Annotated in this window: 20 protein-coding genes; 8 read left to right on the top strand and 12 right to left on the bottom strand. The window is 56.0% G+C overall.

The genetic code is table 11. The annotated features are described in order from the left end of the window. Positions 1 to 44 precede the first annotated feature (44 nt). From ABJL60_RS02895 to rpiA, 6 genes are all read right to left on the bottom strand, one after another. A complete protein-coding gene (locus ABJL60_RS02895) occupies positions 45 to 1520 on the bottom strand; it encodes a DegQ family serine endoprotease (RefSeq protein ID WP_348286261.1) in 1476 nt (491 codons plus the stop codon). Between the two features lie 274 nt (positions 1521 to 1794). Beyond that, positions 1795 to 1998, bottom strand: coding sequence for a DUF2065 family protein (locus ABJL60_RS02890; protein ID WP_348286263.1), 204 nt, complete (start codon positions 1996 to 1998; stop codon positions 1795 to 1797). Then, positions 1995 to 2879 carry a protease modulator HflC gene (hflC, locus tag ABJL60_RS02885; protein WP_348374681.1) on the bottom strand — a complete coding sequence of 295 codons (885 nt, stop codon included), beginning with the start codon at positions 2877 to 2879 and terminating at the stop codon, positions 1995 to 1997. Before hflC ends, ABJL60_RS02890 begins: the two co-directional genes overlap by 4 nt. Then, the gene (hflK, locus tag ABJL60_RS02880; RefSeq protein ID WP_348374680.1) at positions 2879 to 4111 is read right to left on the bottom strand and encodes an FtsH protease activity modulator HflK; all 1233 of its coding nucleotides are present in this window, start codon (positions 4109 to 4111) and stop codon (positions 2879 to 2881) included. The genes hflC and hflK overlap by 1 nt, the downstream gene beginning before the upstream one ends. 127 nt (positions 4112 to 4238) lie before the next feature. Then, the gene (gor, locus tag ABJL60_RS02875; protein ID WP_348286269.1) at positions 4239 to 5600 is read right to left on the bottom strand and encodes a glutathione-disulfide reductase; all 1362 of its coding nucleotides are present in this window, start codon (positions 5598 to 5600) and stop codon (positions 4239 to 4241) included. Positions 5601 to 5690: 90 nt separating this feature from the next. Beyond that, complete coding sequence (rpiA, locus tag ABJL60_RS02870; protein ID WP_348286271.1) at positions 5691 to 6479, bottom strand: ribose-5-phosphate isomerase RpiA; 789 nt, start codon at positions 6477 to 6479, stop codon at positions 5691 to 5693. Positions 6480 to 6702: 223 nt separating this feature from the next. Here rpiA and ABJL60_RS02865 point away from each other — a divergent pair, with 223 nt between their 5' ends. The 4 genes from ABJL60_RS02865 to ABJL60_RS02850 all read left to right on the top strand — a co-directional run bounded on the left by ABJL60_RS02865 (position 6703) and on the right by ABJL60_RS02850 (position 10741). Beyond that, positions 6703 to 7401 carry a glutathione S-transferase family protein gene (locus ABJL60_RS02865; RefSeq protein ID WP_348374679.1) on the top strand — a complete coding sequence of 233 codons (699 nt, stop codon included), beginning with the start codon at positions 6703 to 6705 and terminating at the stop codon, positions 7399 to 7401. Between the two features lies 1 nt (position 7402). Then, positions 7403 to 8776, top strand: a complete 1374-nt coding sequence (locus ABJL60_RS02860; RefSeq protein ID WP_348374678.1) for an L-serine ammonia-lyase — start codon at positions 7403 to 7405, stop codon at positions 8774 to 8776. Between the two features lie 126 nt (positions 8777 to 8902). After that, positions 8903 to 9586: an FkbM family methyltransferase gene (locus tag ABJL60_RS02855; protein WP_348374677.1), complete on the top strand. Its 684-nt coding sequence runs from the start codon at positions 8903 to 8905 to the stop codon at positions 9584 to 9586. 237 nt (positions 9587 to 9823) lie between these two features. Continuing rightward, on the top strand, positions 9824 to 10741 hold the full coding sequence (locus ABJL60_RS02850) for a DMT family transporter (protein ID WP_348374676.1): 918 nt from the start codon (positions 9824 to 9826) through the stop codon (positions 10739 to 10741). Here ABJL60_RS02850 and ABJL60_RS02845 read toward each other — a convergent pair. Next, complete coding sequence (locus ABJL60_RS02845) at positions 10659 to 11342, bottom strand: thiamine diphosphokinase (RefSeq protein ID WP_348286279.1); 684 nt, start codon at positions 11340 to 11342, stop codon at positions 10659 to 10661. The two genes, ABJL60_RS02850 and ABJL60_RS02845, sit on opposite strands and share 83 nt — an antisense overlap. Before the next feature lie 178 nt (positions 11343 to 11520). Here ABJL60_RS02845 and ABJL60_RS02840 point away from each other — a divergent pair, with 178 nt between their 5' ends. Next, positions 11521 to 13830, top strand: a complete 2310-nt coding sequence (locus ABJL60_RS02840) for a hypothetical protein (protein ID WP_348374675.1) — start codon at positions 11521 to 11523, stop codon at positions 13828 to 13830. A 208-nt stretch (positions 13831 to 14038) separates the two neighbouring features. Beyond that, on the top strand, positions 14039 to 15301 hold the full coding sequence (locus ABJL60_RS02835; RefSeq protein ID WP_348374674.1) for an MFS transporter: 1263 nt from the start codon (positions 14039 to 14041) through the stop codon (positions 15299 to 15301). Positions 15302 to 15305: 4 nt separating this feature from the next. Here ABJL60_RS02835 and ABJL60_RS02830 read toward each other — a convergent pair whose 3' ends face one another. Together ABJL60_RS02830 and ABJL60_RS02825 are read right to left on the bottom strand one after the other, a co-directional pair. Continuing rightward, a complete protein-coding gene (locus tag ABJL60_RS02830; protein ID WP_108828931.1) occupies positions 15306 to 15542 on the bottom strand; it encodes a DUF2842 domain-containing protein in 237 nt (78 codons plus the stop codon). A gap of 12 nt (positions 15543 to 15554) precedes the next feature. Then, positions 15555 to 16850: an adenylosuccinate synthase gene (locus tag ABJL60_RS02825; RefSeq protein WP_348286285.1), complete on the bottom strand. Its 1296-nt coding sequence runs from the start codon at positions 16848 to 16850 to the stop codon at positions 15555 to 15557. A gap of 167 nt (positions 16851 to 17017) precedes the next feature. Between ABJL60_RS02825 and ABJL60_RS02820 the strand changes: the two genes are divergently transcribed. Together ABJL60_RS02820 and ABJL60_RS02815 are read left to right on the top strand one after the other, a co-directional pair. Continuing rightward, a complete protein-coding gene (locus ABJL60_RS02820) occupies positions 17018 to 17413 on the top strand; it encodes a DUF6524 family protein (protein ID WP_348286287.1) in 396 nt (131 codons plus the stop codon). After that, positions 17406 to 17618 carry a hypothetical protein gene (locus ABJL60_RS02815; protein WP_108828933.1) on the top strand — a complete coding sequence of 71 codons (213 nt, stop codon included), beginning with the start codon at positions 17406 to 17408 and terminating at the stop codon, positions 17616 to 17618. The genes ABJL60_RS02820 and ABJL60_RS02815 overlap by 8 nt, the downstream gene beginning before the upstream one ends. 72 nt (positions 17619 to 17690) lie before the next feature. Here ABJL60_RS02815 and ABJL60_RS02810 read toward each other — a convergent pair whose 3' ends face one another. Genes ABJL60_RS02810 through nthA form a run of 3 tightly spaced genes read right to left on the bottom strand, consistent with a single transcriptional unit; the run spans position 17691 to position 19299 of the window. After that, positions 17691 to 18011, bottom strand: a complete 321-nt coding sequence (locus tag ABJL60_RS02810; RefSeq protein WP_348374673.1) for a nitrile hydratase accessory protein — start codon at positions 18009 to 18011, stop codon at positions 17691 to 17693. Further along, positions 18008 to 18685: a nitrile hydratase subunit beta gene (gene nthB / locus ABJL60_RS02805; protein ID WP_348286291.1), complete on the bottom strand. Its 678-nt coding sequence runs from the start codon at positions 18683 to 18685 to the stop codon at positions 18008 to 18010. The genes ABJL60_RS02810 and nthB overlap by 4 nt, the downstream gene beginning before the upstream one ends. Beyond that, complete coding sequence (gene nthA / locus ABJL60_RS02800; protein ID WP_348374672.1) at positions 18682 to 19299, bottom strand: nitrile hydratase subunit alpha; 618 nt, start codon at positions 19297 to 19299, stop codon at positions 18682 to 18684. Before nthA ends, nthB begins: the two co-directional genes overlap by 4 nt. Positions 19300 to 19368: the final 69 nt, after the last annotated feature.

The following is a 19368-nucleotide window of genomic DNA, read 5'->3' as shown; positions in this document are numbered from 1 at the left end:
GCCCCAAGGGGCGCCTTACGCTTTTAAGAACTGGCGGCTTGGCCTTATTCCCCCAAGCCCAGTGCCACAAATCGGGGATCACCGGCACGGCGCACCAAAAGCAGCAGTGATTTACGCCCTGCTTCTTTCACCTCCGCCAACCGCGTTTCCAAATCTGCAATAGAGCTGACCTTTTGTTGGCCCGCTTCGGTGATAATGTCGCCTGCGCGAAGACCCTTTTCATAAGCCTCTGCCGCTTCATCTACCTCTGTCACGGCCAGCCCTTGCATATCGCCATCAACACCAAGTTGCTCACGCAGTTCGTCCGTCAACGGGCTTAGGGTTAGGCCAAGCATGGATTTTGTCGCAGGTTCCTTGTCTTCACTCTCAGGCGCATCTGCGGCCACAGGTGTCGCCCGTTCCGCTTCTTCACGACGGCCCAAAGTGACTTTCAACGTCACTGTTTTGCCATCACGGAAGACCAAGACGCGTACCGTTTCACCCACCGGGCTGTTGGCCACCTGACGCACAAGGCTGCGCGTGTCTTTGACATCCACACCAGCGAAGTTCAGGATCACGTCACCGTCTTCCATGCCTGCGTCTTTGGACGGGCCATCCTGAACAGATGTCACCATTGCGCCCGTTGCGGTGTCCATGCCGATTGATTCAGCAATGTCTGGCGTCACATCCTGAATGCGCACCCCCAACCAACCGCGGCGGGTTTCACCAAATTCCTGCAATTGATCGACAACACGCGTGACCACGTTCGATGCCATGGAAAATCCGATACCGATGGAGCCGCCATTCGGGGACAAGATCGCTGTGTTCACGCCGATGACTTCACCGTTCATGTTGAACAACGGACCACCCGAATTCCCGCGGTTGATCGCAGCATCGGTTTGAATATAGTCGTCAAAGCTGCCTGACAACGCACGGTTGCGTGCGGATACGATGCCCGCAGACACGGAAAACCCTTGTCCCAGCGGGTTGCCCATCGCGATGACCCAATCGCCAACCCGGGACAAATCGCTGTCTCCAAATGGCACGAAAGGCAACGGCGCGTCGGCTTCGACTTTCAACAATGCGATGTCTGTGTTGGGGTCCGTTCCCACCAGTTTGGCAGGCAGTTCTTCGCCCGAAAAGAATTCAATCAGGATCTCGTCCGCGCCCTCAATGACGTGGTTGTTGGTGACGATATAGCCATCTTCGGAAATGACAAAGCCGGACCCAAGTGCGGACGACCGGCGGGGACGGTCACCCTGACCATTGCGATCATTGAAATCACGGAAAAAGTCCTCGAAGGGTGACCCTTCAGGCACGATGCCCTGTGGGCCCGTTCGCCCCGCCACAACGGTAGACGTGGTGATATTGACCACCGATGGGCTGATTTTCTCGGCCAGAGGCGCAAGGCTTTCTGGGCGCGCTTGCGCAACAACGGCTTGCACAATGACAAAGGCCAATGCCAAAGCGCCAAGCCACAAGGCCCGCATGTAATGAATGGATGGAAGTTTCTTCGACTGGGCTACCGCTTTGGGCTGCATTCGTCGTCTCCTGTAGATAATCTGGGCCATTATGGCCGTTTCGCACGTTGATGCGTTTGCACGCTTATCCTGAATGTAGGGTGGCGCAACTGCAACATCAAAGATGAAACGCAATTTATCCTTTTCAAGAAGACGTTACCAAAGTGTGAACGCACCGTGCGCAAGGCCAGGCCGCGCAACTGCGAGGTCTTTCGGAAAGATGGGTGGTGCCCCCTTCCGGCGCCCCCCGTTTTTCCAATGACACAACCATAGCGCCCAAGTCCGTGGCAGGTTTTTAAAGTGAGACGCCCATCTGAAACGCCGCCCATACAAGTATCACACCGGACACCATGGCAAGCGCCCCCATTTGACGTCGCGCCGGAATGGGCAAGCTGCGCAGCATTTCAAGCACACGCTCAATAAGCGAAGGGGCCAGCGCGTACGCCAGCCCCTCAACAATCAGCACCAGCCCGAGGGCCAGAAGAACCACCCCGATCATTCGGAGGCGCGGCCCGTGTCACTTTGCAAGTAGTTGAAGAACTCGCTGTCAGGGGACATGACCATAGTGGAATTGACCCCTTTCAGAGAATTCTCATACGCCGTTAAAGACCGGTAGAATTCAAAGAACTCAGCGTCTTGGCCATAGGCTTCTGCAAAAATTTTGTTCCGTTCGGCATCGGCCTCACCTTCAATGATGCGGGCATCACGACGGGCTTCGGACAGGATTTCTTCGTAGGTCCGGTCCGCTTGGGCCGTCACACGCTGGGCCGCTTCACGTCCACGGGCACGTTCGTCCGTGGCTTCACGATCCCGTTCCGCGATCATCCGCTGCAATGTCGCATCGAAGTTCTGCAAAGGAAGATTTGTTTGACGCAAACGCACATCCACAATGCTCAGACCCAAAGCGGATGCACGGCTGTTGGCCTGATCCCGGATCAAGTTCATCAAGGCAGAGCGCTCAGGCGACAGGATTGTATTGGATGTCACGCCACGCGCACCCAATACGGTCCGGATTTGCGAGTTCAAAATACCCTGCAACTGCACGGCAGCTTCGCGTTCACCACCCGCACCCAAAGCCTGACGGAACTGGCGGATGTTGTCGATGCGGTACAAAACAAACGCGTCGACTTCCAAACGGCGTTCATCTGCAGGCGTGACTTCGATCAAATCCGTTTCCACTGACAAAATACGGTCTTCGTAGCGCACAACTTCGTCCAGAAGCGGTACTTTAAACCCCAAACCGGGTTCGGTGATTTCCTGTTTGATTTGACCAAAGCGCAAAACCAGAACTTTTTCGCGTTCATCCACGATGAACAGAGACGACAAAATGCCGACAGCAATCAGCACGACAATCGGTAGCAAAAATGTAGTGTTGCGCATCAGTTCGACCCTCCACGACGTAGTTCATTCAATGGCAGGTATGGCACGACCCCGTTGCCGCCGCCGCCAGCGCCACCTGTGTCTTCAAGAATAATCTTGTCCACGTCGCCAAGGACTTTTTCCATGGTTTCAAGGTACAAGCGTTTGCGAGTGACCTCAGGTGCGGCTTTGTATTCCTGCAAAACAGCGACAAAACGGCTAGCTTCACCCACAGCGTCGTTGACGACACGGGCGCGGTAGCCTTCAGCGGCTTCCAAAAGCTGCGCGGATTCACCACGCGCTTCGGCTGTGCGCCGGTTTGCATAAGCATCCGCCTGGCGTTCCAGACGGTCGCGTTCCTGTTCTGCGGCCTGAACATCACGGAACGCGTCCACAACGGACACCACGGATGTGTTGCCTGCCACGTCCTGAACCTGCACCGATTGCTCTGGCGGGTCGACTTTTTTGACGTTTACACGCAACACGTTAATGCCGGTCTTGCGGTTATCAAGGGTCGTTTGGATCAGAACCTGAACGTTTTGTTCTACCTGACCACGATCCCGTGACAGGATTGGTGCCAGTTCGGATTGCGCAATCACTTCACGCATCGCGGCCTCGGCAATCGCCACGACCGACGATTCCGGATCGCGCAACGAGAATTTGAAATCTTTGGCGTTCTTGACGTTCCAGACAACTTCAAAGTCGATGTCGACGATGTTTTCATCTGTTGTCAGCATCAAGCCCTGATTGCCGCCCACGCCGATGGTTTCGGTGCGGTTGGTGGTCACATTGAACACTTCCGCTTTAACCAGTGGCCAAGGCGCAAAGTTCAAACCCTCTGTGCCGATGGCGGAAAATTCACCCAAAAACAGTTCGATCGACTGCTGTTCAGGACGCACGGTATAGAAGCTGGACAGCCCCCAGAGTACGACGGCTGCCACAGCGCCAAGGCCAATCGTACCGCGTGTCAGAGCAGGACCACCGCCGCCACCAGTACCGCGACCGCCACCGCCACCTGAATTGCCACCGCCACGGCCGCCCATCAGGACGCGCAACTGTTCTTGGCCTTTTTTCATCAGCTCATCAATTTCAGGGATTTGTGGCCCCTCGCCTTCGGGCCCACGGCCCCCGTTGTTGCCACCGCCATTGTTGCCGCCGTTGTTACGACCACCACCATTGTTGCCGCGATTGCCGCCAGAGTTGCCCCCTGAATTGCCGCCGCCGCCCCAAGGACCGCCTGAATTGCCAGCCATATGTTGTTCTTCCCTCATACTTTGCCGAGATTGCGTACGATATACACGCTGGCCCCGACGTCCAGTGAATTGCTACGTATTACCTGTGCTTTCATGCTAAGAAATCAAGCCGCCCGACCCTTGGTTTTCATCCCACGACCCGTGTCGGGGTCTTCATCGTTACAATTTCTTCCGACATTGTCGGGTGAACAGCCACGGTACGGTCAAAATCCTCTTTTGTGGCGCCCATTTTAACGGCAATTCCCGCCAGTTGGATCATTTCACCGGCCGCCGGTGCGACGATGTGACAGCCCAAAACCTTACGCGTGGCTTCAGACACCACCAGCTTCATCAACACGCGGTCCGGTTGCCCTGCAAAGGACGATTGCATCGGCTTGAAGGTGGTCGCGTAAATCTCAACCCGTTCAAGGGCTGCGGCTTCTTCTTCGCCCATGCCGACCGTGCCCATTTCAGGCTGCGTAAAGATGGCTGACGGGATCAGATCATGGTCCACGGGGGTGGGGTTGCTTTTGAAGACTGTTTCGACAAATGCCATGCCTTCACGGATGGCAACTGGCGTCAGGTTGACGCGGTTGGTGACGTCACCGATGGCGTAGATCGACGGTACAGCCGTTTGTGAATAGGGCGTCACCTCAACGGCACCGCCTTTGTCCAAGGCAACGCCCAGCGCTTCTAGGCCCAGACCATCCGTGTTGGGGGCGCGGCCCGTCGCGAACAGCACCTGGTCAAACAAAGCCTCGTCACCATTGGTCGATTTGACCCAAATGCCGCCCTCGCGCTTTTCCATGTCCGCGACATTGGTGTTCACTTGCAGATCAATGCCTTTTTCGATCATCTGCTCGGCAACCAACCCACGGGCTTCATCGTCAAAGCCGCGCAAAATCTGATCTCCGCGATAGAACTGGGTCACTTTTGTGCCCAACCCATTCAACACCCCCGCAAATTCTGATGCGATGTATCCACCGCCGACAATCAGGATCGACTTGGGCAATTCGGGCAGATCGAACAAATCGTCGGACACGATACCAAGCTCCGCACCCGGCGTGTCGGGACGTGTTGGGCGCCCACCTACTGCGACCAGAATGTGTTTGGCGGTTTTTTCGGTGCCATCGGCCAGAACGACGGTGTGCGCGTCTTTGACTGTGGCGCGTTGATCAAATGTTTCCACGCCGGAATTGGACAGCAAACGGCGGTAGATGCCTTCCAGACGGTCCAGTTCCGCGTGCAGTTTGACTTTGAAGCGGTCCCAGTTGAAATCGCCCAAAGTGACATCCCAACCATAAGCGCCTGCTTCCGCTTCGATCCCGGCATAGCCGGACGCAAACACCATGAGCTTTTTGGGCACACAGCCGCGAATAACACAGGTGCCACCATACCGGCTTTCTTCCGCCAATCCGACTTTTGCGCCATTTTCTCCAGCCGCAACACGGGCCGCACGCACGCCCCCTGATCCGCCACCAATGACGAAAAGATCAAAATCAAAGTTCATGTTCAGGGTCCTACTTCTAGATAAATTCAAGCTGACGGAAGGCGTTTAGATGCATCCGGCGTGCCAGCAAAACGATTGCGTTCCATAAAATCAGTCCGCCAAATCGGAAAACAGATTGTCGCTTTCTACAAAGTCGAGTCGATCCGTTTCCACAGTACCTTCATTGATGTCGCGCACTTCCACGCGTCCGTCACCATAGCCGATGACAACGGCGTCACAGATATCGATAAACAATCCGTTTTCAACCACCCCCGGCATCTGGTTTATCACCATAGAGAGCTGGCGGGCGTTGCCAATGCGGTTCAGATGCAGGTCCAGAATGTGGTTGCCTTCGTCGGTGATAAAGGGCCTGTCGCCGTTCATTCGCAGGGTCGCTTGCCGGCCCAGAACATCTATGGAAATAAGGGTTTCTTCGATCAGGGCCTGCGTGGTTTGCCAGCCGAACGGGATGACCTCTATGGGCAGGGGAAACGCCCCCAAAGTTTCCACTTCCTTGCCGACGTCGGCGATCACGACCATTTGATCGGATGCCGTGGCCACGATCTTCTCTTGCAGCAACGCACCGCCGCCGCCCTTGATCAAATTCAGGTCGCCATCAAATTCATCCGCGCCGTCAATGGTCAGGTCCAACCATTTGGCTTCATCCAAGGAAATGACCTCGATACCAACTTCACGGGCCAATTGGGCGGTACGGGTAGAGGTGGGCACGCCCTTGATCCTGAGGCCGTCGTTTTTGACCTGATCGCCCAGGCAACGCACCAGCCAAGCCGCTGTTGATCCGGTCCCAAGCCCCACCCGCATACCATCTTCAACGTAGTCAGCCGCACGTTTGGCCGCCACAAATTTGGCCTTGTCGATGGGCGATAGTTCTCCGGACATGTGCCGACTCCCCTGAGTGTATTTGAAAACCTTATAGAAAACCGCGCCCCTGCTGGCGAGGGTAAAGACCACCCTGCGCGTCACAGCCTTTGCGCGGCCAATTGCGTCTTTCTAGTTCCAATTACTCAAACAAACCCTAACACGCGCTGCAAACGTCTTAATCAAGGCACACCCCGTCGCAAAGCGTCCAATAGCACAGGCACAATCGCTTTATGCATACCTCATGAGCTACATCTTACACTATGCCCCCGACAATGCGTCACTGATTATCCGCATGGCCCTTGAACGGTTGGGGGTCGACTACGACACCGTATTGGTGGACCGCAGCACAGCAGCGCAACGCAGTGTTGCCTATCTGAAGATCAACCCTAGCGGGCTTATTCCAACGCTTGAAACCCCGCAGGGGCCCATTTTTGAAACAGGTGCGATCTTGTTGTGGTTGACCGACACACACGGCACCATCGGCCCCGCCCCCGGTGATCCGGCGCGCGGCGCGTTCCTGAAATGGCTGTTCTATTTGTCGAACACGGTGCACCCTGCCCTGCGCATGACATTCTACCCTGAGAAATATATCGAAGGCGCAGCAGGCCAATCCGCTTTGCGTCTCGGGCTGCAAAAGGCGCTTGTGGCACAGTTCCAGACGTTAAACACAGTTGCAGACACGCCGCACAACTGGCTGGGACAAGACACCCCCGGTGCACTTGATTATTATGTTGCCGCCCTGCTGCGCTGGCCTGCGGTGTATCCGAACGACACAGACCGGTCGTGGTTTCGTCTGGCAGATTATCCGAACCTCAACGCGCTGTGCGCCCACCTTGAAAAGCAACCCGAAGTGCGCAATTTGGAGGACACCGAAGGTTTGGGTTCTCAGCCCTTTACCGCACCTCGTCCCGCAACACCAAAACACGGAAGCGCCCTTTAATATGTTCCTATCTGTCTTCGAGATGTTCAAAGTGGGCATTGGCCCGTCCTCGTCACACACTATGGGTCCGATGGTCGCCGCCGCACGGTTTCTGGATATGATGCGGGCGTCGCCCTTTGAGTTCTCCGGTGTGCGCGCGTCGCTGCACGGATCCTTGGCGTTTACAGGCGTGGGCCATGCCACCGACCGCGCCACGATCCTGGGCTTAGCCGGCTTTTTGCCCGACACCTATGACAATGACCGCGCCGAGGCGGCCCTGACGGCTTTGGACGACACCCACACCTTAACCCCGCCCGATCTGCCGCCGTTGGCTTTTGATCCGGCAAAAGACATGATCTTTGACTACGACACCAAACTGGACGGCCATGCCAACGGCATGATCCTGATGGCCACCGACGCCCAAGGCGATGTGACCCTGCGCGAAGTGTTCTATTCCATAGGCGGCGGGTTTGTGATGACCGAAAGCGAATTGGCGGCCGGTAAAGACACCGATGAAGGATCGCCTGTGCCCTTCCCTTTCAAATCTGCTGCGGAAATGCTGGACATGGCGGCCCAGTCCGGCAAATCCATCGCCGCAATGAAACGCGCCAACGAAGTGTCGCGGGGCGGCGCCGACACATTGAAAAAGGGCACCGCCCGTCTGTGGCAAGTGATGAACGATTGCATCAATCGCGGGCTGCACACCGATGGCATTCTGCCCGGTGGTTTGTCGGTCAAACGTCGCGCCAAAGGCATCCATGACGCTTTGCAAGCCGAACGCGGTTTGAACCAGCAAGCCCCCCACACCATCAACGACTGGATGAGCGTTTACGCCATGGCCGTGAACGAAGAAAACGCGGCGGGTGGCCAAGTGGTTACTGCCCCGACCAATGGGGCCGCTGGCGTTTTGCCCGCCACATTGCGCTATTACCTTGACCATGTGCCCGGTGCGTCCGACGCACATGTTGAAGACTTCTTGTTAACTGCTGCCGCAATTGGCGGGCTGGTCAAGTTCAACGCCTCCATTTCAGGGGCAGAAGCGGGCTGTCAGGCAGAAGTGGGCAGTGCAGCCGCAATGTCCGCGGCTGGCCTATGTGCGGCCATGGGTGGCACACCGGAACAAGTGGAAAATGCAGCTGAGATCGCGTTGGAACACCATCTGGGCATGACCTGTGACCCGGTGCGCGGCCTTGTGCAAGTGCCCTGCATCGAACGCAACGGGTTAGGTGCGATCAAAGCCGTGTCTGCGGCGTCTTTGGCCCTGCGCGGCGACGGCACCCACCTTGTGCCGCTCGATGCTTGCATCGAAACAATGCGCCAGACCGGCATGGATATGTCAGAGAAGTACAAAGAAACCTCCCTTGGAGGGCTTGCCGTCAACGTTCCCAATTGCTGATTTGCAACGCACGCTTCTAAAGTGACGTCCCCACTGGTTTGCGATGAAAACACGCCCTAGAGTTTGCGCAAAAGAACTGCGCAGACCATCCAAAAGCGCACAGCCAAGGCAGAGTGGGAGAGCATCATGCTAAGAGCCGTCAACCAATACGGGTTCTACTGTATTCCTGAGCAGTACAAAAAACGCGAAGTTTCGCGTATTTTGCTGAAGGGCGAAGTGAATGAACCCAACACGATCGCCCTGATCCGCAAGTTCGCTGGCGACGGTGACATCATTTCAGGCGGGTGCTTTATCGGGGATTTCATGCCTGCATTAGCCCAAGCAGCAGGAAAGCGTCAGGTACATTCGTTTGAACCAAACCCCGACAGCTTTGACGCCTCGACCACGACACTGAAGATGAACAACATTCAGAACGTTAAACTGCACCCTGTTGCAGTTGGCGAAAAAGCAGACACATTGCACCTGCAGATTACCTCGTCCAAAGGGCGCATTCTGGGTGGCATGTCCACAATCGTTGAAGAAGCCGCCGAAGGCCAAACCATCGAAGTCGCAGTGACCCCATTGGATGATTTGGTGCCAAAAACACGGAAAGTGTCCGTGCTGCATCTGGATGTAGAAGGACACGAATGGCCAGCGGTTTTGGGGGCGCAGCGCATCATCGCAAAAAACGCGCCGTTGCTGGTGCTGGAAGCCACCAAAGACTGGCAACACCGCGCTTACGAAGAAAAGCTCCGCGAGACGTTTCCCGATTTGAACTACACCCTTATGGGCGCAATGGAACGTAACGGGTTTTACCTGCCACAGGATTAACCAACGTGGCTGTGTGTTTTCGCATCACGTAGCCCCATGGTCAGGCCCAATATCATCAATTGTTGTGGCTTTAGCCGCTACAGGCGCGGCCCGCGCTGCGCGGGTCCGCACGCGCGCAGTCAGACAAAGCTGATAGCAAGTTGACGCCATATAGCGTCAGACCCTCACCAAAACATACCACCGTGCGTTGCAAGTGCTGCGTTGCCTTACCTAAACCCGCGAACTAGGGTCCGTAGCATGACCCAAGACAAACCCCTATTAGGCGTGATCCTAATGCTCGGCTTTTGCATCGTAGCACCGGTTGGTGACGCCGTGGCGAAGCTACTAGGGGAAACCGTACCTTTGGGGCAGCTTATTCTGATGCGATTTGCCGTTCAGGCCGTTCTTCTTATTCCGCTTGTGTTGGCGACCAAACGCGCGTGGCGCATATCCGGAATGGTCCTGAAACTGACATTCTTGCGCACGGTATTGCACATTGCGGGTATCGGTATGATGTTTCGCGCCTTACATTATCTGCCTTTAGCCGATGCGGTGGCCATCGCATTCATTATGCCCTTCTTGATGCTGCTTTTGGGCAAATACTATTTGGGCGAAGAAGTCGGACGACGTCGGGTCATTGCATGTCTTGTGGGCTTTGTAGGCACTTTGTTTGTTGTGCAGCCCAGCTTTGCAGAGGTCGGATGGCCGGCGCTTTTGCCTATGGGGGTTGCGGTGAATTTCGCAGTCTTCATGTTGGTCACACGAAAGATCGCCAAACAGACGGACCCGATTGGACTGCAAGCCGTCAGTGGTGTGATGGCTGTTTGCATAGTGGGACCAGTGTTGTTTCTAACGCAGTCCGTCGACGTGCCTGCGTTGACGCTCATTACGCCGGACACGCGTGAAATGAGCCTTCTGTTTGCGATTGGTACATTGGGCACTTTGGCACATCTATTGATGACATGGTCGTTACGCTACGCGCCGTCCGCCACACTGGCGCCGATGCAGTATCTGGAAATTCCAATTGCGACCCTGATCGGTTTCCTGGTGTTCAAGGACCTGCCCAACACTCTCGCCAGCATCGGCATTGCGATTACGATTGGGGCGGGTCTGTATATTGTGCTGCGCGAGCGGGCCACTGCGCGAGCTGAGGCAAATCAGCCAGTCTCTGTGTGACTTGCGCCAACATGCGGCGGGGTAAAATCACCAACATCCCCGGTACGTCCATATGCAGTGCACTTGGGCCTGTAGCCCTGTTAGAGGTGCCCACAAACACGTCCGGTGCGAAATCAAGCCCCTCAATCGGCCATTTCAACCCATCTGAACGCCCCGTCACACGGGCCATCGGAAACAATGACACGACATCCCCCGCCTGTGTCGGAAGGTCTATGTGTTTGGGGCAGTGGAAAACGATTTCCTCTGGGCCCACCAAAACGCAGCGATGATTGCAGCGCGCAACAAGGCTGTGGAAAGCCGCAAGCTGATGATCCACGCGCCCGCCCATGCAACCGACCGCCACAACTACAGGCGCGTCAATCAAGCGAAGCGCTTTGTCAAAATCGGTGTAATTCTGGTCAGGTGTATGGTGTAACAGCCCATCTGGTAGCGCGTCGCGCAGGGGTTTTGGCAAAGAATCAAAGTCACCTGTCACAGCGTAGGGCATCAATCCCGCCTCTATGACCGGCACCGCGCCGCCATCCGCGGCCACAATCGTAGGCGCAATGGTAAGCACCTGCGAAAGATCGCTTTCACCGACCGGACCGCCTCCGACCAGCATGACTGGCTCTAAACTGTGAACAATTATATCCATTTGGAGTGTATTAAACACAATTTAGGAAACTGGCCACATTGTCGCCTAGAAATGATACCGTCCTAGGCACAGATTCGGGCCGCTTTCGCCCGACCAAACAGGGTAAACGAATGACTGCACCACCGCAGAGGACGAGCATCCTATGATGAGTAACAATAAAATTTTGACAGTTTCCTACGGCACCTTTTCGTGCACGTTGGAAGGATTTGATGATTCATTTGGCACCATGAAAGCAATCGCGGAGTATTTTCGCGATCTGGCGTCTGATGACCGCTATTTCGGGGCTGAACCCCCAATACCCGATGCAGAAATGCTGGCGCGTATTGCCGAAAAAGAAATTTCGCGACGGGTGGAAGCCCGCGAGGACAAGGGAAAGATTGTTCTAAGCGCCACGGACCCCGTAGCGATCGCAGACAGCGATACTCCACACGACGACACTGCAGATGCAGACGCCGTGCAAGCCGCGCAAATGCAGGCCCAGGAATTGCGTGCCGACGAAATGCGTGCACAAGAAATGCGTGCACAAGCCGACGCAGTTCAGGCACAGATTGAAGCGAAACGTCTGGCTGACGAAAGCGCCGCTGCAGAAGTACAACGTGCCGCCGACGCGCAGGCTGAAGCGGATGCAGAAACAGCACGCGTGGAAGCAGAAGCTGCAGCGCGGCAGGCTGAACAAGATCAGATTGATGAAGCCGCACGCACAGCTCACGATGCTGAAATTCTGGCTGCGACACAAATCGACGTGTCCGCCGATGAAGCTGAAGACGAAACCACACCTCCCGCCCGCGATCTCGCTGCGGAATTGCCTGAAGCAGACGCCTTCTTCGCCCAAAGCAGCGTTGAAGACGCTGATGAAGCGAACTTTGAAAATCTGGGCGATGCGGGCATTGATAAAGCAGCGGTTGTCGCTGGCATCGTGCCACACGCAGACAGCATCGCGGCCAAACTGGAACGCATTCGCGCCGTTGTCTCCAGCGCGGAAACCAGCTCTGACGATGATGATGACTATTCCGAAGATGAACACGCTGAAGCTGGCGTTGTGTCGGATACACCCGACGCCGCGGACGTGGATGGCGGTTTGGAATATGATGGGCAATATGACAGGGCAGACGATGATGACATCCAAGTAGACGCGACAGCGTCTGAAGATGACGACATCGTAGGTGACGCATTGGCAGATATTGAAGCTGCTTTGGCTGCCGATGAAATGGCTGCGGTAAGCGCACCTGGCGCTCAGATGCCAGAAACACAGACGGAAGACGCGTCTGATCAGGTTGCAGAAACAAAAACCGAAGCCACGCAAACAGACAGTGATGATCTGGACGGCGATGATGATATTTCTGCTATTCTGGCAGGGTTGGAAAGCAGCTTTGACGCAAACGAAGTTGCCGAAACCGATGCAGATGACGACGACGATCTGGACGCGATGCTTAACGACACCATGGGTGCGGTTACAGATGCATCCGACAACATCTTTGACGCAGCGCCTGAGGATGGCGCACAGGCACAAGATGAGATCGTTCAAGCCCCGAATAAAGCCGCTCCACCACGCCGTGTTGCCCGCGTAATCAAGGTAAAGCGTGCCGATCTTGAAAAGGCTATTGCGGAAGGTGACCTTGAAGAAGTCGAAGAGGACCTTGGCCCAAGTTCATTGTCACCCGAAGACGAAGACGACCTGATGCGTGAACTGGCACAGGTCGAAGCGGAAACTGCGCCGTCCGAGGATGCTGTGTCAGACTTGGACATTGCATTGGACGCAACCCTCGAAACGCAGGCTGACATCGCGGCGGAAAGCAATCCTGACGAAGATGTGTCGCGCCTTATGGCCCAAACAGACGCCGAGATGGACGATGCAGAAGGGGCACAAAATCGCGAAGCCTTTGCGCATTTGCGTGCTGCGGTTGCCGCCCAAAAAGCTGACGGCGGGCTTGTGGCCGAAGACAGCGAAAAACAAGAAGTGGCGTATCGCACTGATCTGGCCAAAGCCGTCAAACCGCGCCGCCCTTCTGCCAATGGTGGGTCCCGGTCGGAACGTCCCGACACAACGCCGCGCCCTGCCCCTTTGAAACTGGTGGCAGAGCAACGTGTCGATACCCCGCAAACGGATCTGCGTGGGCCTGTGCAGCCACGCCGGGTTGCGTCAACTCCCGAAATCGCCAGCGGTGATGCAGATAGCTTTGCTGACTACGCTTCGGAATTGGGTGCCGTGAAACTACCCGATCTTTTGGAAGCCGCGGCATCTTATATGTCCTTCATCGAAGGCCGCGACCAATTTTCGCGCCCACAGTTGATGAACAAAGTGCGTCAGGTGGAAAAGGAAGAGTTCAGCCGCGAAGATGGTCTGCGTTCTTTCGGCCAGCTTTTGCGTGCTGGTAAGATCGAAAAGATCAAAGGTGGTCGCTTTGCTGTGACAGGCGACATCGGCTACCGACCGGATGCGCGCGCGGCAGGCTAACGCCGGCCAGCAGCATCTGACCCAAAAGGGTGACGCCTCTGCTCGGGCGTCACCCTTTTTTAATGCTGAACGCGCATGACGCCTTTCATGCAAAATCACAAATGTGCAGTTGCACGAAGGGGCGACACATCGTTCCATCAAACGATGCACGCGCAGAAGCACGTTTGCCCTTGACCTCAACCATGCTTCATCCTCCAACTGGACCTGTATGAAACATATTCTCCCGCTCTCTCCGTTTTCACGCTTTGTCGCAGCTGCAGGATTGACCAATCTGGCAGACGGCGTTGCCACTGTCGTGTGGGCCTGGATGGCCACTTTGCTGACACGCGATGCATTTCTGATCGCGTTAATGCCAGTCGCGTTGCGCTTGCCGTGGTTCGTTTTCGCATTGCCAGCAGGGGTCATAACCGACCGCGTGGATCGACACCGGCTGATTGTAGCTATGGATGTGTTGCGCGCATTTGGCTTTGCAGCGGCCACAGTTGCGGTGGTTCTTGCGATGCCGCTGGCTGACGCCCCTCAGACCGGTTTGGCGCAACCCGGCTTGTTCTATATGCTGTTATTATCAGCGGTTTTGGTAGGCAGTGCAGAGGTTTTTCGTGACAATGCCGCCCAAACCATGCTGCCAAGCCTTGTTCCGCATGAACGCCTAGAGGCTGCAAATGGCAGGCTATGGAGTGTCGAATTGGTCGGGAATTCACTGATCGGCCCAGCCTTGGGCGCATTTTTGATTGCGACGATTATTCCCATGCCATTTGCTTTGAATGCAGTGGCCTATGTAGCAGCGTTGTGGCTGGTTTGGCCGATAAAAGGCGCGTTTAAGCCGGAAATGCAGTCCGCCCCAAACTGGCGATCAGAGCTGAAAGAAGGGTTCGATTTCCTGCGGAGGTCACCGTTGTTGCGGTCTATGGCGTGGATCACCGGGGCTTGGAACCTGCTTTTTCAGATGTCTGCGATAGCGCTTGTTCTACATGTTCAGGAAAACCTGAATTTAGGCGCCACAGCCTACGGCCTTTTGTTGGCCGCTGGCGCTGTTGGTGGCATTGCCGCGGGTTTTGTAGCCGAAACCATCATAAAACGGTACGGGCCGATGCGCACTGCACAAGTCTGTTTGGTGGTGTCAGCACCCTGCTTTTTCGGGTTCGCATATGCGCCAAATTGGCTAAGCCTTGCTGCGATGATCATGGTATTCGAGTTTTCCGGCCTCACGTGGAACACAGTCTCTGTCAGCTACCGCCAACGCAGTATTCCGGATGTTTTGTTGGGGCGGGTCAACAGTTTGTACCGCATGTTGGCGTGGGGCTTGATGCCCATCGGTCTAATCTTGTCGGGTTTGATCGTGCGGTGGGGTGAAACCGTTTTTACACGCGATGCCGCTTTGGTTCTGCCATTCTACGTGGCCTCTGCTGGCGCGGTCCTTGTTGGTGTTTTGGGGTGGCGCGCACTGGGTCGCGGGTTTTCGCAAAGCTGAAAGATCAGCCTTGCTGATCGGGGTCCGCCTGCCCCACGCCTTTGAAAATCTTGCGCAAAGGCACGGCCCAAACCACACCCAACCCGATGTAGATCAACAATTGCACCAAAAACGGCAACGGTGCGTCGCCTTCACCGGTCAACCACGCCATCACGACCGTGCACATAATGATGTAAACCGGCAGTCCAACCAACAAAACGACCAGCGCCCAGCGCCTGCGTGCTTTATATGACAACGCCATAGAGTTCCCTTTTCAATCGGCGAACGGATCCGTCACAAGGATCGTGTCTTCGCGTTCCGGTGAAGTGGAAACTAGGGCCACAGGACATTCAATCAACTCTTCGATGCGACGTACATATTTGATAGCTTGCGCAGGCAGGTCCGCCCAAGACCGCGCGCCCTCGGTGCTTTCCGACCAGCCTGAGATTTCTTCATAGACGGGCGTGCAACGGGCCTGTTCATCCGCGGCCGTGGGCAGGTAATCCAATGCCTTGCCGTCCAGCATGTAGCCTGTGCAGATCTTCAATGTCTCGAAGCCGTCCAAAACATCCAGCTTTGTCAGTGAGATACCGGACACACCTGATGTCGCGCATGTTTGTCGCACCAAGCAGGCATCGAACCAGCCACACCGGCGTTTGCGCCCTGTCACTGTGCCAAATTCATGTCCGCGTTCGCCCAGGCGTTGACCGTCGGCGTCGTCCAATTCTGTTGGGAATGGGCCTTCACCGACACGGGTTGTGTAGGCTTTGACGATGCCCAGAACAAAATCGATGGATGTCGGTCCAAGACCGACGCCTGTGGCGGCTTGACCTGCGATGACGTTAGACGATGTCACAAACGGGTATGTGCCGAAATCAATGTCCAGCAATGCGCCTTGTGCGCCTTCAAACAAGATACGTTTGCCCGCTTTACGCTTTTCGCCAAGAACCTTCCAAACCGGTGCTGCATATTCCAAAATGGCTGGTGCAATTTCCTTCAGCTGCGCCACAAGTGCGTCGCGATCGATTGGATCAATGCCAAGGCCCTTACGCAGAGGATCATGGTGCTGCAAGGCGCGGTCCACGCGGGCTTCCAGCGTGGCTGCGTCGGCAAGATCAGCGACGCGCACAGACCGACGGCCCACTTTATCCTCATAGGCTGGCCCGATGCCGCGCCCTGTTGTGCCGATTTTGGTGCCCTTCGACGACGCCTCTTCGCGGGCACGGTCCAATTCGCCGTGGATCGGCAAGATCAATGGCGTGTTTTCCGCAATCATCAGTGTCTGGGGTGTAATTTCAACGCCCTGTTCGCGGATCGTTTTGATTTCATTCAGCAAATGCCACGGATCAAGGACAACGCCGTTGCCGATGACCGACAGTTTCCCACCGCGCACGACACCGGACGGCAGCGCGTTCAGCTTATAGACCTTGCCATCAATGACCAGCGTGTGACCCGCGTTGTGTCCACCTTGGAACCGCGCAATCACATCGGCGCGCTCTGACAGCCAATCGACAATTTTGCCTTTTCCTTCGTCACCCCATTGGGCACCGACAACAACAACATTCGCCATGGCTTTTCGTCCTTCATTCGCTGAGTCTTTGATCAAACCCGCGTCGGTATACCCACGCAAGGCGCAGGGCGAAACCAGAAATATGCCCGAAACCCACATTGGTCGCACCATCTGGACACGCGGCGCCAGAACAGGCAGGTTCAGCGAACAGATGAATGGAGTGTTTTATGGGTTTTCTTTTGCGTTGGGTTTGCGCCTTTGTGTTGCTGGCCGCCACATATAACCCGACCCCGTACAACTATATTACGTGGGTTTCTGACAACGGCAGCGCCCAATTGTCCGTGGCCGTCTTGGCCGGACTGCTCTTGTTGGTGGGCTACATCATATACCTGCGCGCCACACTTCGATCGATCGGGGCTTTTGGCATGGGATTGGTCCTGGCGCTGGTTGGTGCAATTTTATGGGTGCTTTATGATTTTGGGCTGCTCAATTTGGAGAACCCCGGATCGAACACCTGGTTGGGTCTGGTTGCCCTGTCCGTGGTTTTGGGAATCGGTCTAAGTTGGAGCCATGTGCGCCGCACCCTTTCTGGTCAGGCTGATATGGACGACGTGGATGAGTAGAATTGCGAAACGTCCTGAAGATTTCACAAAATTTTACTATACCCAAGTCGCGAACGCAGAGGGTTGTGGGTGCGCGGAAAAAATCATCGACGTGCATGAATTCAACAGGCTGGCGGGCACGGCGCGGCGCAAGCGCCGCTTGTGGCCACAAAAGGGCGCTTGGCAACGTTTTTTGTTTAAAGCGGGTCTGTTTTCGCGCGAATAAATGCCCGATTGGGGCGCTGCCCCAAACCCCGAGGTTTCATTGGCGAGATGAACAAGGGGGCGTTTTTGTCCCCTAAGACTTGACTGGTAACTTGACCGGCGCCCCGTGGGCCGTGGTTTGATAGGCCTCTGCCCAAGCGTCCCGCGTCCTTTCCACCTCAGCCGATGCTGCCGCCCCGGTCTGGTCGAGATATGTTTCAAGCGTTTCAAGCCACGCTTTGAAATAGTCGTCCCCGCCGTTCAGGTTCTTGTTCACCCCATGCCGTTTTAGCGTGGCCCCGAACCGGTCCGCCCAATCGGCCCAGACAAAATGCCCTGCTTCGTTCAGATGCACCGTCAGTGCAAAGAGCTGCGCATGCCATGGGGTTTCAAATACGGGCTCCGGTTGCGTCATGCCGGCTCCAGATAGCTTTGCCAAAGATCCAAGACCACCTCGTCTTTGGGGTGTTCGGGATTTGCCCAAAGCTCTGATGCGGCGAAGGCTACGGCATAGAGTGGCTCTGCCCCGTCGCCCAAGCGATGGGCGCTGCTGTCGGGCAAGATATGTGTCCCATGCACCCGCAAAATCCGCCCGACGGCCCCAGCGGCATAAGCTGGCAGCCGCGTGTGCCCACCGTCGACAAGCCGGTTGCCGGTTATCTTGCGCGTTCTCACTTGGTCCGCAGGTTTGAAGGCCACTGGAATGTCGCTTGGTCTGTCGGCGGGCCCGCCAGATGCCAGAACACCCGCCACGTTTTCCGCTTTCAGCCGTTTGTCAGCCCACGTGCTTTCGCCTTGGCCGCGCGCCTCTGCGAGTTCAGCCCGGGTCACGACGCCTGTATCGACAAGCAAGCCTGCAAGTCCGGCCATCCACTTTTCATAGTACGAAAACCGCGCATAATCTATGGGTGGCAAACATTCGCGGGCGTGTCTGCTGATGTCGATATTCCATTGCCCCAAACCACCCGCTGCCAGTGTCAGTGCCAACGCACGTGCATGCCAGTCTTCGTGGAAGACTGGGGCATCTTGCGCGTCTTGGGCAATGACGCCATCCCCGAAGCGCCCCCCCATATCATGAACGCGGGTCATGTCTGGCCTGCCAATCCAGTGCCGATCATGCTGTCGCGACTGATCAGCTCCACAAGTTCTGACTGCGCCATTTCTTCGGTGCCTTCGGGACGCATCGGAACAACCAGATACCGGACTTCGGCGGTGGAATCCCAAACACGTATCGCAGTGTCTTCCGGCAACGTAATTCCGAATTCTGCCAGAACCTTGCGCGGTTCGCGCACCGCACGCGCCCGATAAGCGTCTGATTTGTACCACCCCGGCGGAATTCCAAGCAGCGGCCACGGGTAGCACGAACACAATGTGCAAACGACCATATTGTGCACATCTTTGGTGTTCTCGACAGCGACCATGTGTTCACCTTGCCGACCGTAAAACCCCAATTCGGAAACTACTTTTGTGGCATCTTCAAGCAAGGCTTCCCGAAAGGCCGGATCGATCCAAGCCCGAGCAACGACTTCGGCACCGTTGCGCGGGCCGATCTTGGTTTCGTAGGTTTCGATGATCTCATCCAGCGCTGCAGGATCAATCAGACCCTTTTGCGTCAAGATCGTTTCCAGTGCCTTGACGCGCAACGCGGGGTCAGAGGGCAACAGTGCATGCGGGTGATCGTGGTCAGAATGGTCATGTGGCATGCCGCGACCATGGCGCGGTGCGGTCACGCTGTCCAGCCCAAGCCACACAAAAGACGCACCCTTTGGCAA

This window comes from Ascidiaceihabitans sp. (genome assembly GCF_039986515.1).
Lineage (GTDB): Bacteria > Pseudomonadota > Alphaproteobacteria > Rhodobacterales > Rhodobacteraceae > Ascidiaceihabitans.
This window is presented reverse-complemented; position numbering and strand designations above follow the sequence as displayed.

What these genes read in the sequence shown, in the direction of transcription:
- hflK (WP_348374680.1), bottom strand. Translation starts at nt 4,111, where the DNA reads ATGGCTGGCAATTCAGGCGGTCCTTGGGGCGGCGGCGGCAATTCAGGG.
- ABJL60_RS02840 (WP_348374675.1), top strand. Translation starts at nt 11,521, where the DNA reads ATGAGTAACAATAAAATTTTGACAGTTTCCTACGGCACCTTTTCGTGC.
- ABJL60_RS02845 (WP_348286279.1), bottom strand. Translation starts at nt 11,342, where the DNA reads ATGCTGGTCGGAGGCGGTCCGGTCGGTGAAAGCGATCTTTCGCAGGTG.
- nthA (WP_348374672.1), bottom strand. Translation starts at nt 19,299, where the DNA reads ATGCCACATGACCATTCTGACCACGATCACCCGCATGCACTGTTGCCC.
- gor (WP_348286269.1), bottom strand. Translation starts at nt 5,600, where the DNA reads ATGAACTTTGATTTTGATCTTTTCGTCATTGGTGGCGGATCAGGGGGC.
- ABJL60_RS02815 (WP_108828933.1), top strand. Translation starts at nt 17,406, where the DNA reads ATGAGTAGAATTGCGAAACGTCCTGAAGATTTCACAAAATTTTACTAT.
- ABJL60_RS02890 (WP_348286263.1), bottom strand. Translation starts at nt 1,998, where the DNA reads ATGATCGGGGTGGTTCTTCTGGCCCTCGGGCTGGTGCTGATTGTTGAG.
- ABJL60_RS02820 (WP_348286287.1), top strand. Translation starts at nt 17,018, where the DNA reads ATGGGTTTTCTTTTGCGTTGGGTTTGCGCCTTTGTGTTGCTGGCCGCC.
- ABJL60_RS02895 (WP_348286261.1), bottom strand. Translation starts at nt 1,520, where the DNA reads ATGCAGCCCAAAGCGGTAGCCCAGTCGAAGAAACTTCCATCCATTCAT.
- ABJL60_RS02830 (WP_108828931.1), bottom strand. Translation starts at nt 15,542, where the DNA reads ATGGCGTTGTCATATAAAGCACGCAGGCGCTGGGCGCTGGTCGTTTTG.
- ABJL60_RS02850 (WP_348374676.1), top strand. Translation starts at nt 9,824, where the DNA reads ATGACCCAAGACAAACCCCTATTAGGCGTGATCCTAATGCTCGGCTTT.
- ABJL60_RS02835 (WP_348374674.1), top strand. Translation starts at nt 14,039, where the DNA reads ATGAAACATATTCTCCCGCTCTCTCCGTTTTCACGCTTTGTCGCAGCT.
- ABJL60_RS02810 (WP_348374673.1), bottom strand. Translation starts at nt 18,011, where the DNA reads ATGACGCAACCGGAGCCCGTATTTGAAACCCCATGGCATGCGCAGCTC.
- hflC (WP_348374681.1), bottom strand. Translation starts at nt 2,879, where the DNA reads ATGCGCAACACTACATTTTTGCTACCGATTGTCGTGCTGATTGCTGTC.
- ABJL60_RS02860 (WP_348374678.1), top strand. Translation starts at nt 7,403, where the DNA reads ATGTTCCTATCTGTCTTCGAGATGTTCAAAGTGGGCATTGGCCCGTCC.
- rpiA (WP_348286271.1), bottom strand. Translation starts at nt 6,479, where the DNA reads ATGTCCGGAGAACTATCGCCCATCGACAAGGCCAAATTTGTGGCGGCC.
- ABJL60_RS02855 (WP_348374677.1), top strand. Translation starts at nt 8,903, where the DNA reads ATGCTAAGAGCCGTCAACCAATACGGGTTCTACTGTATTCCTGAGCAG.
- ABJL60_RS02865 (WP_348374679.1), top strand. Translation starts at nt 6,703, where the DNA reads ATGAGCTACATCTTACACTATGCCCCCGACAATGCGTCACTGATTATC.
- ABJL60_RS02825 (WP_348286285.1), bottom strand. Translation starts at nt 16,850, where the DNA reads ATGGCGAATGTTGTTGTTGTCGGTGCCCAATGGGGTGACGAAGGAAAA.
- nthB (WP_348286291.1), bottom strand. Translation starts at nt 18,685, where the DNA reads ATGACCCGCGTTCATGATATGGGGGGGCGCTTCGGGGATGGCGTCATT.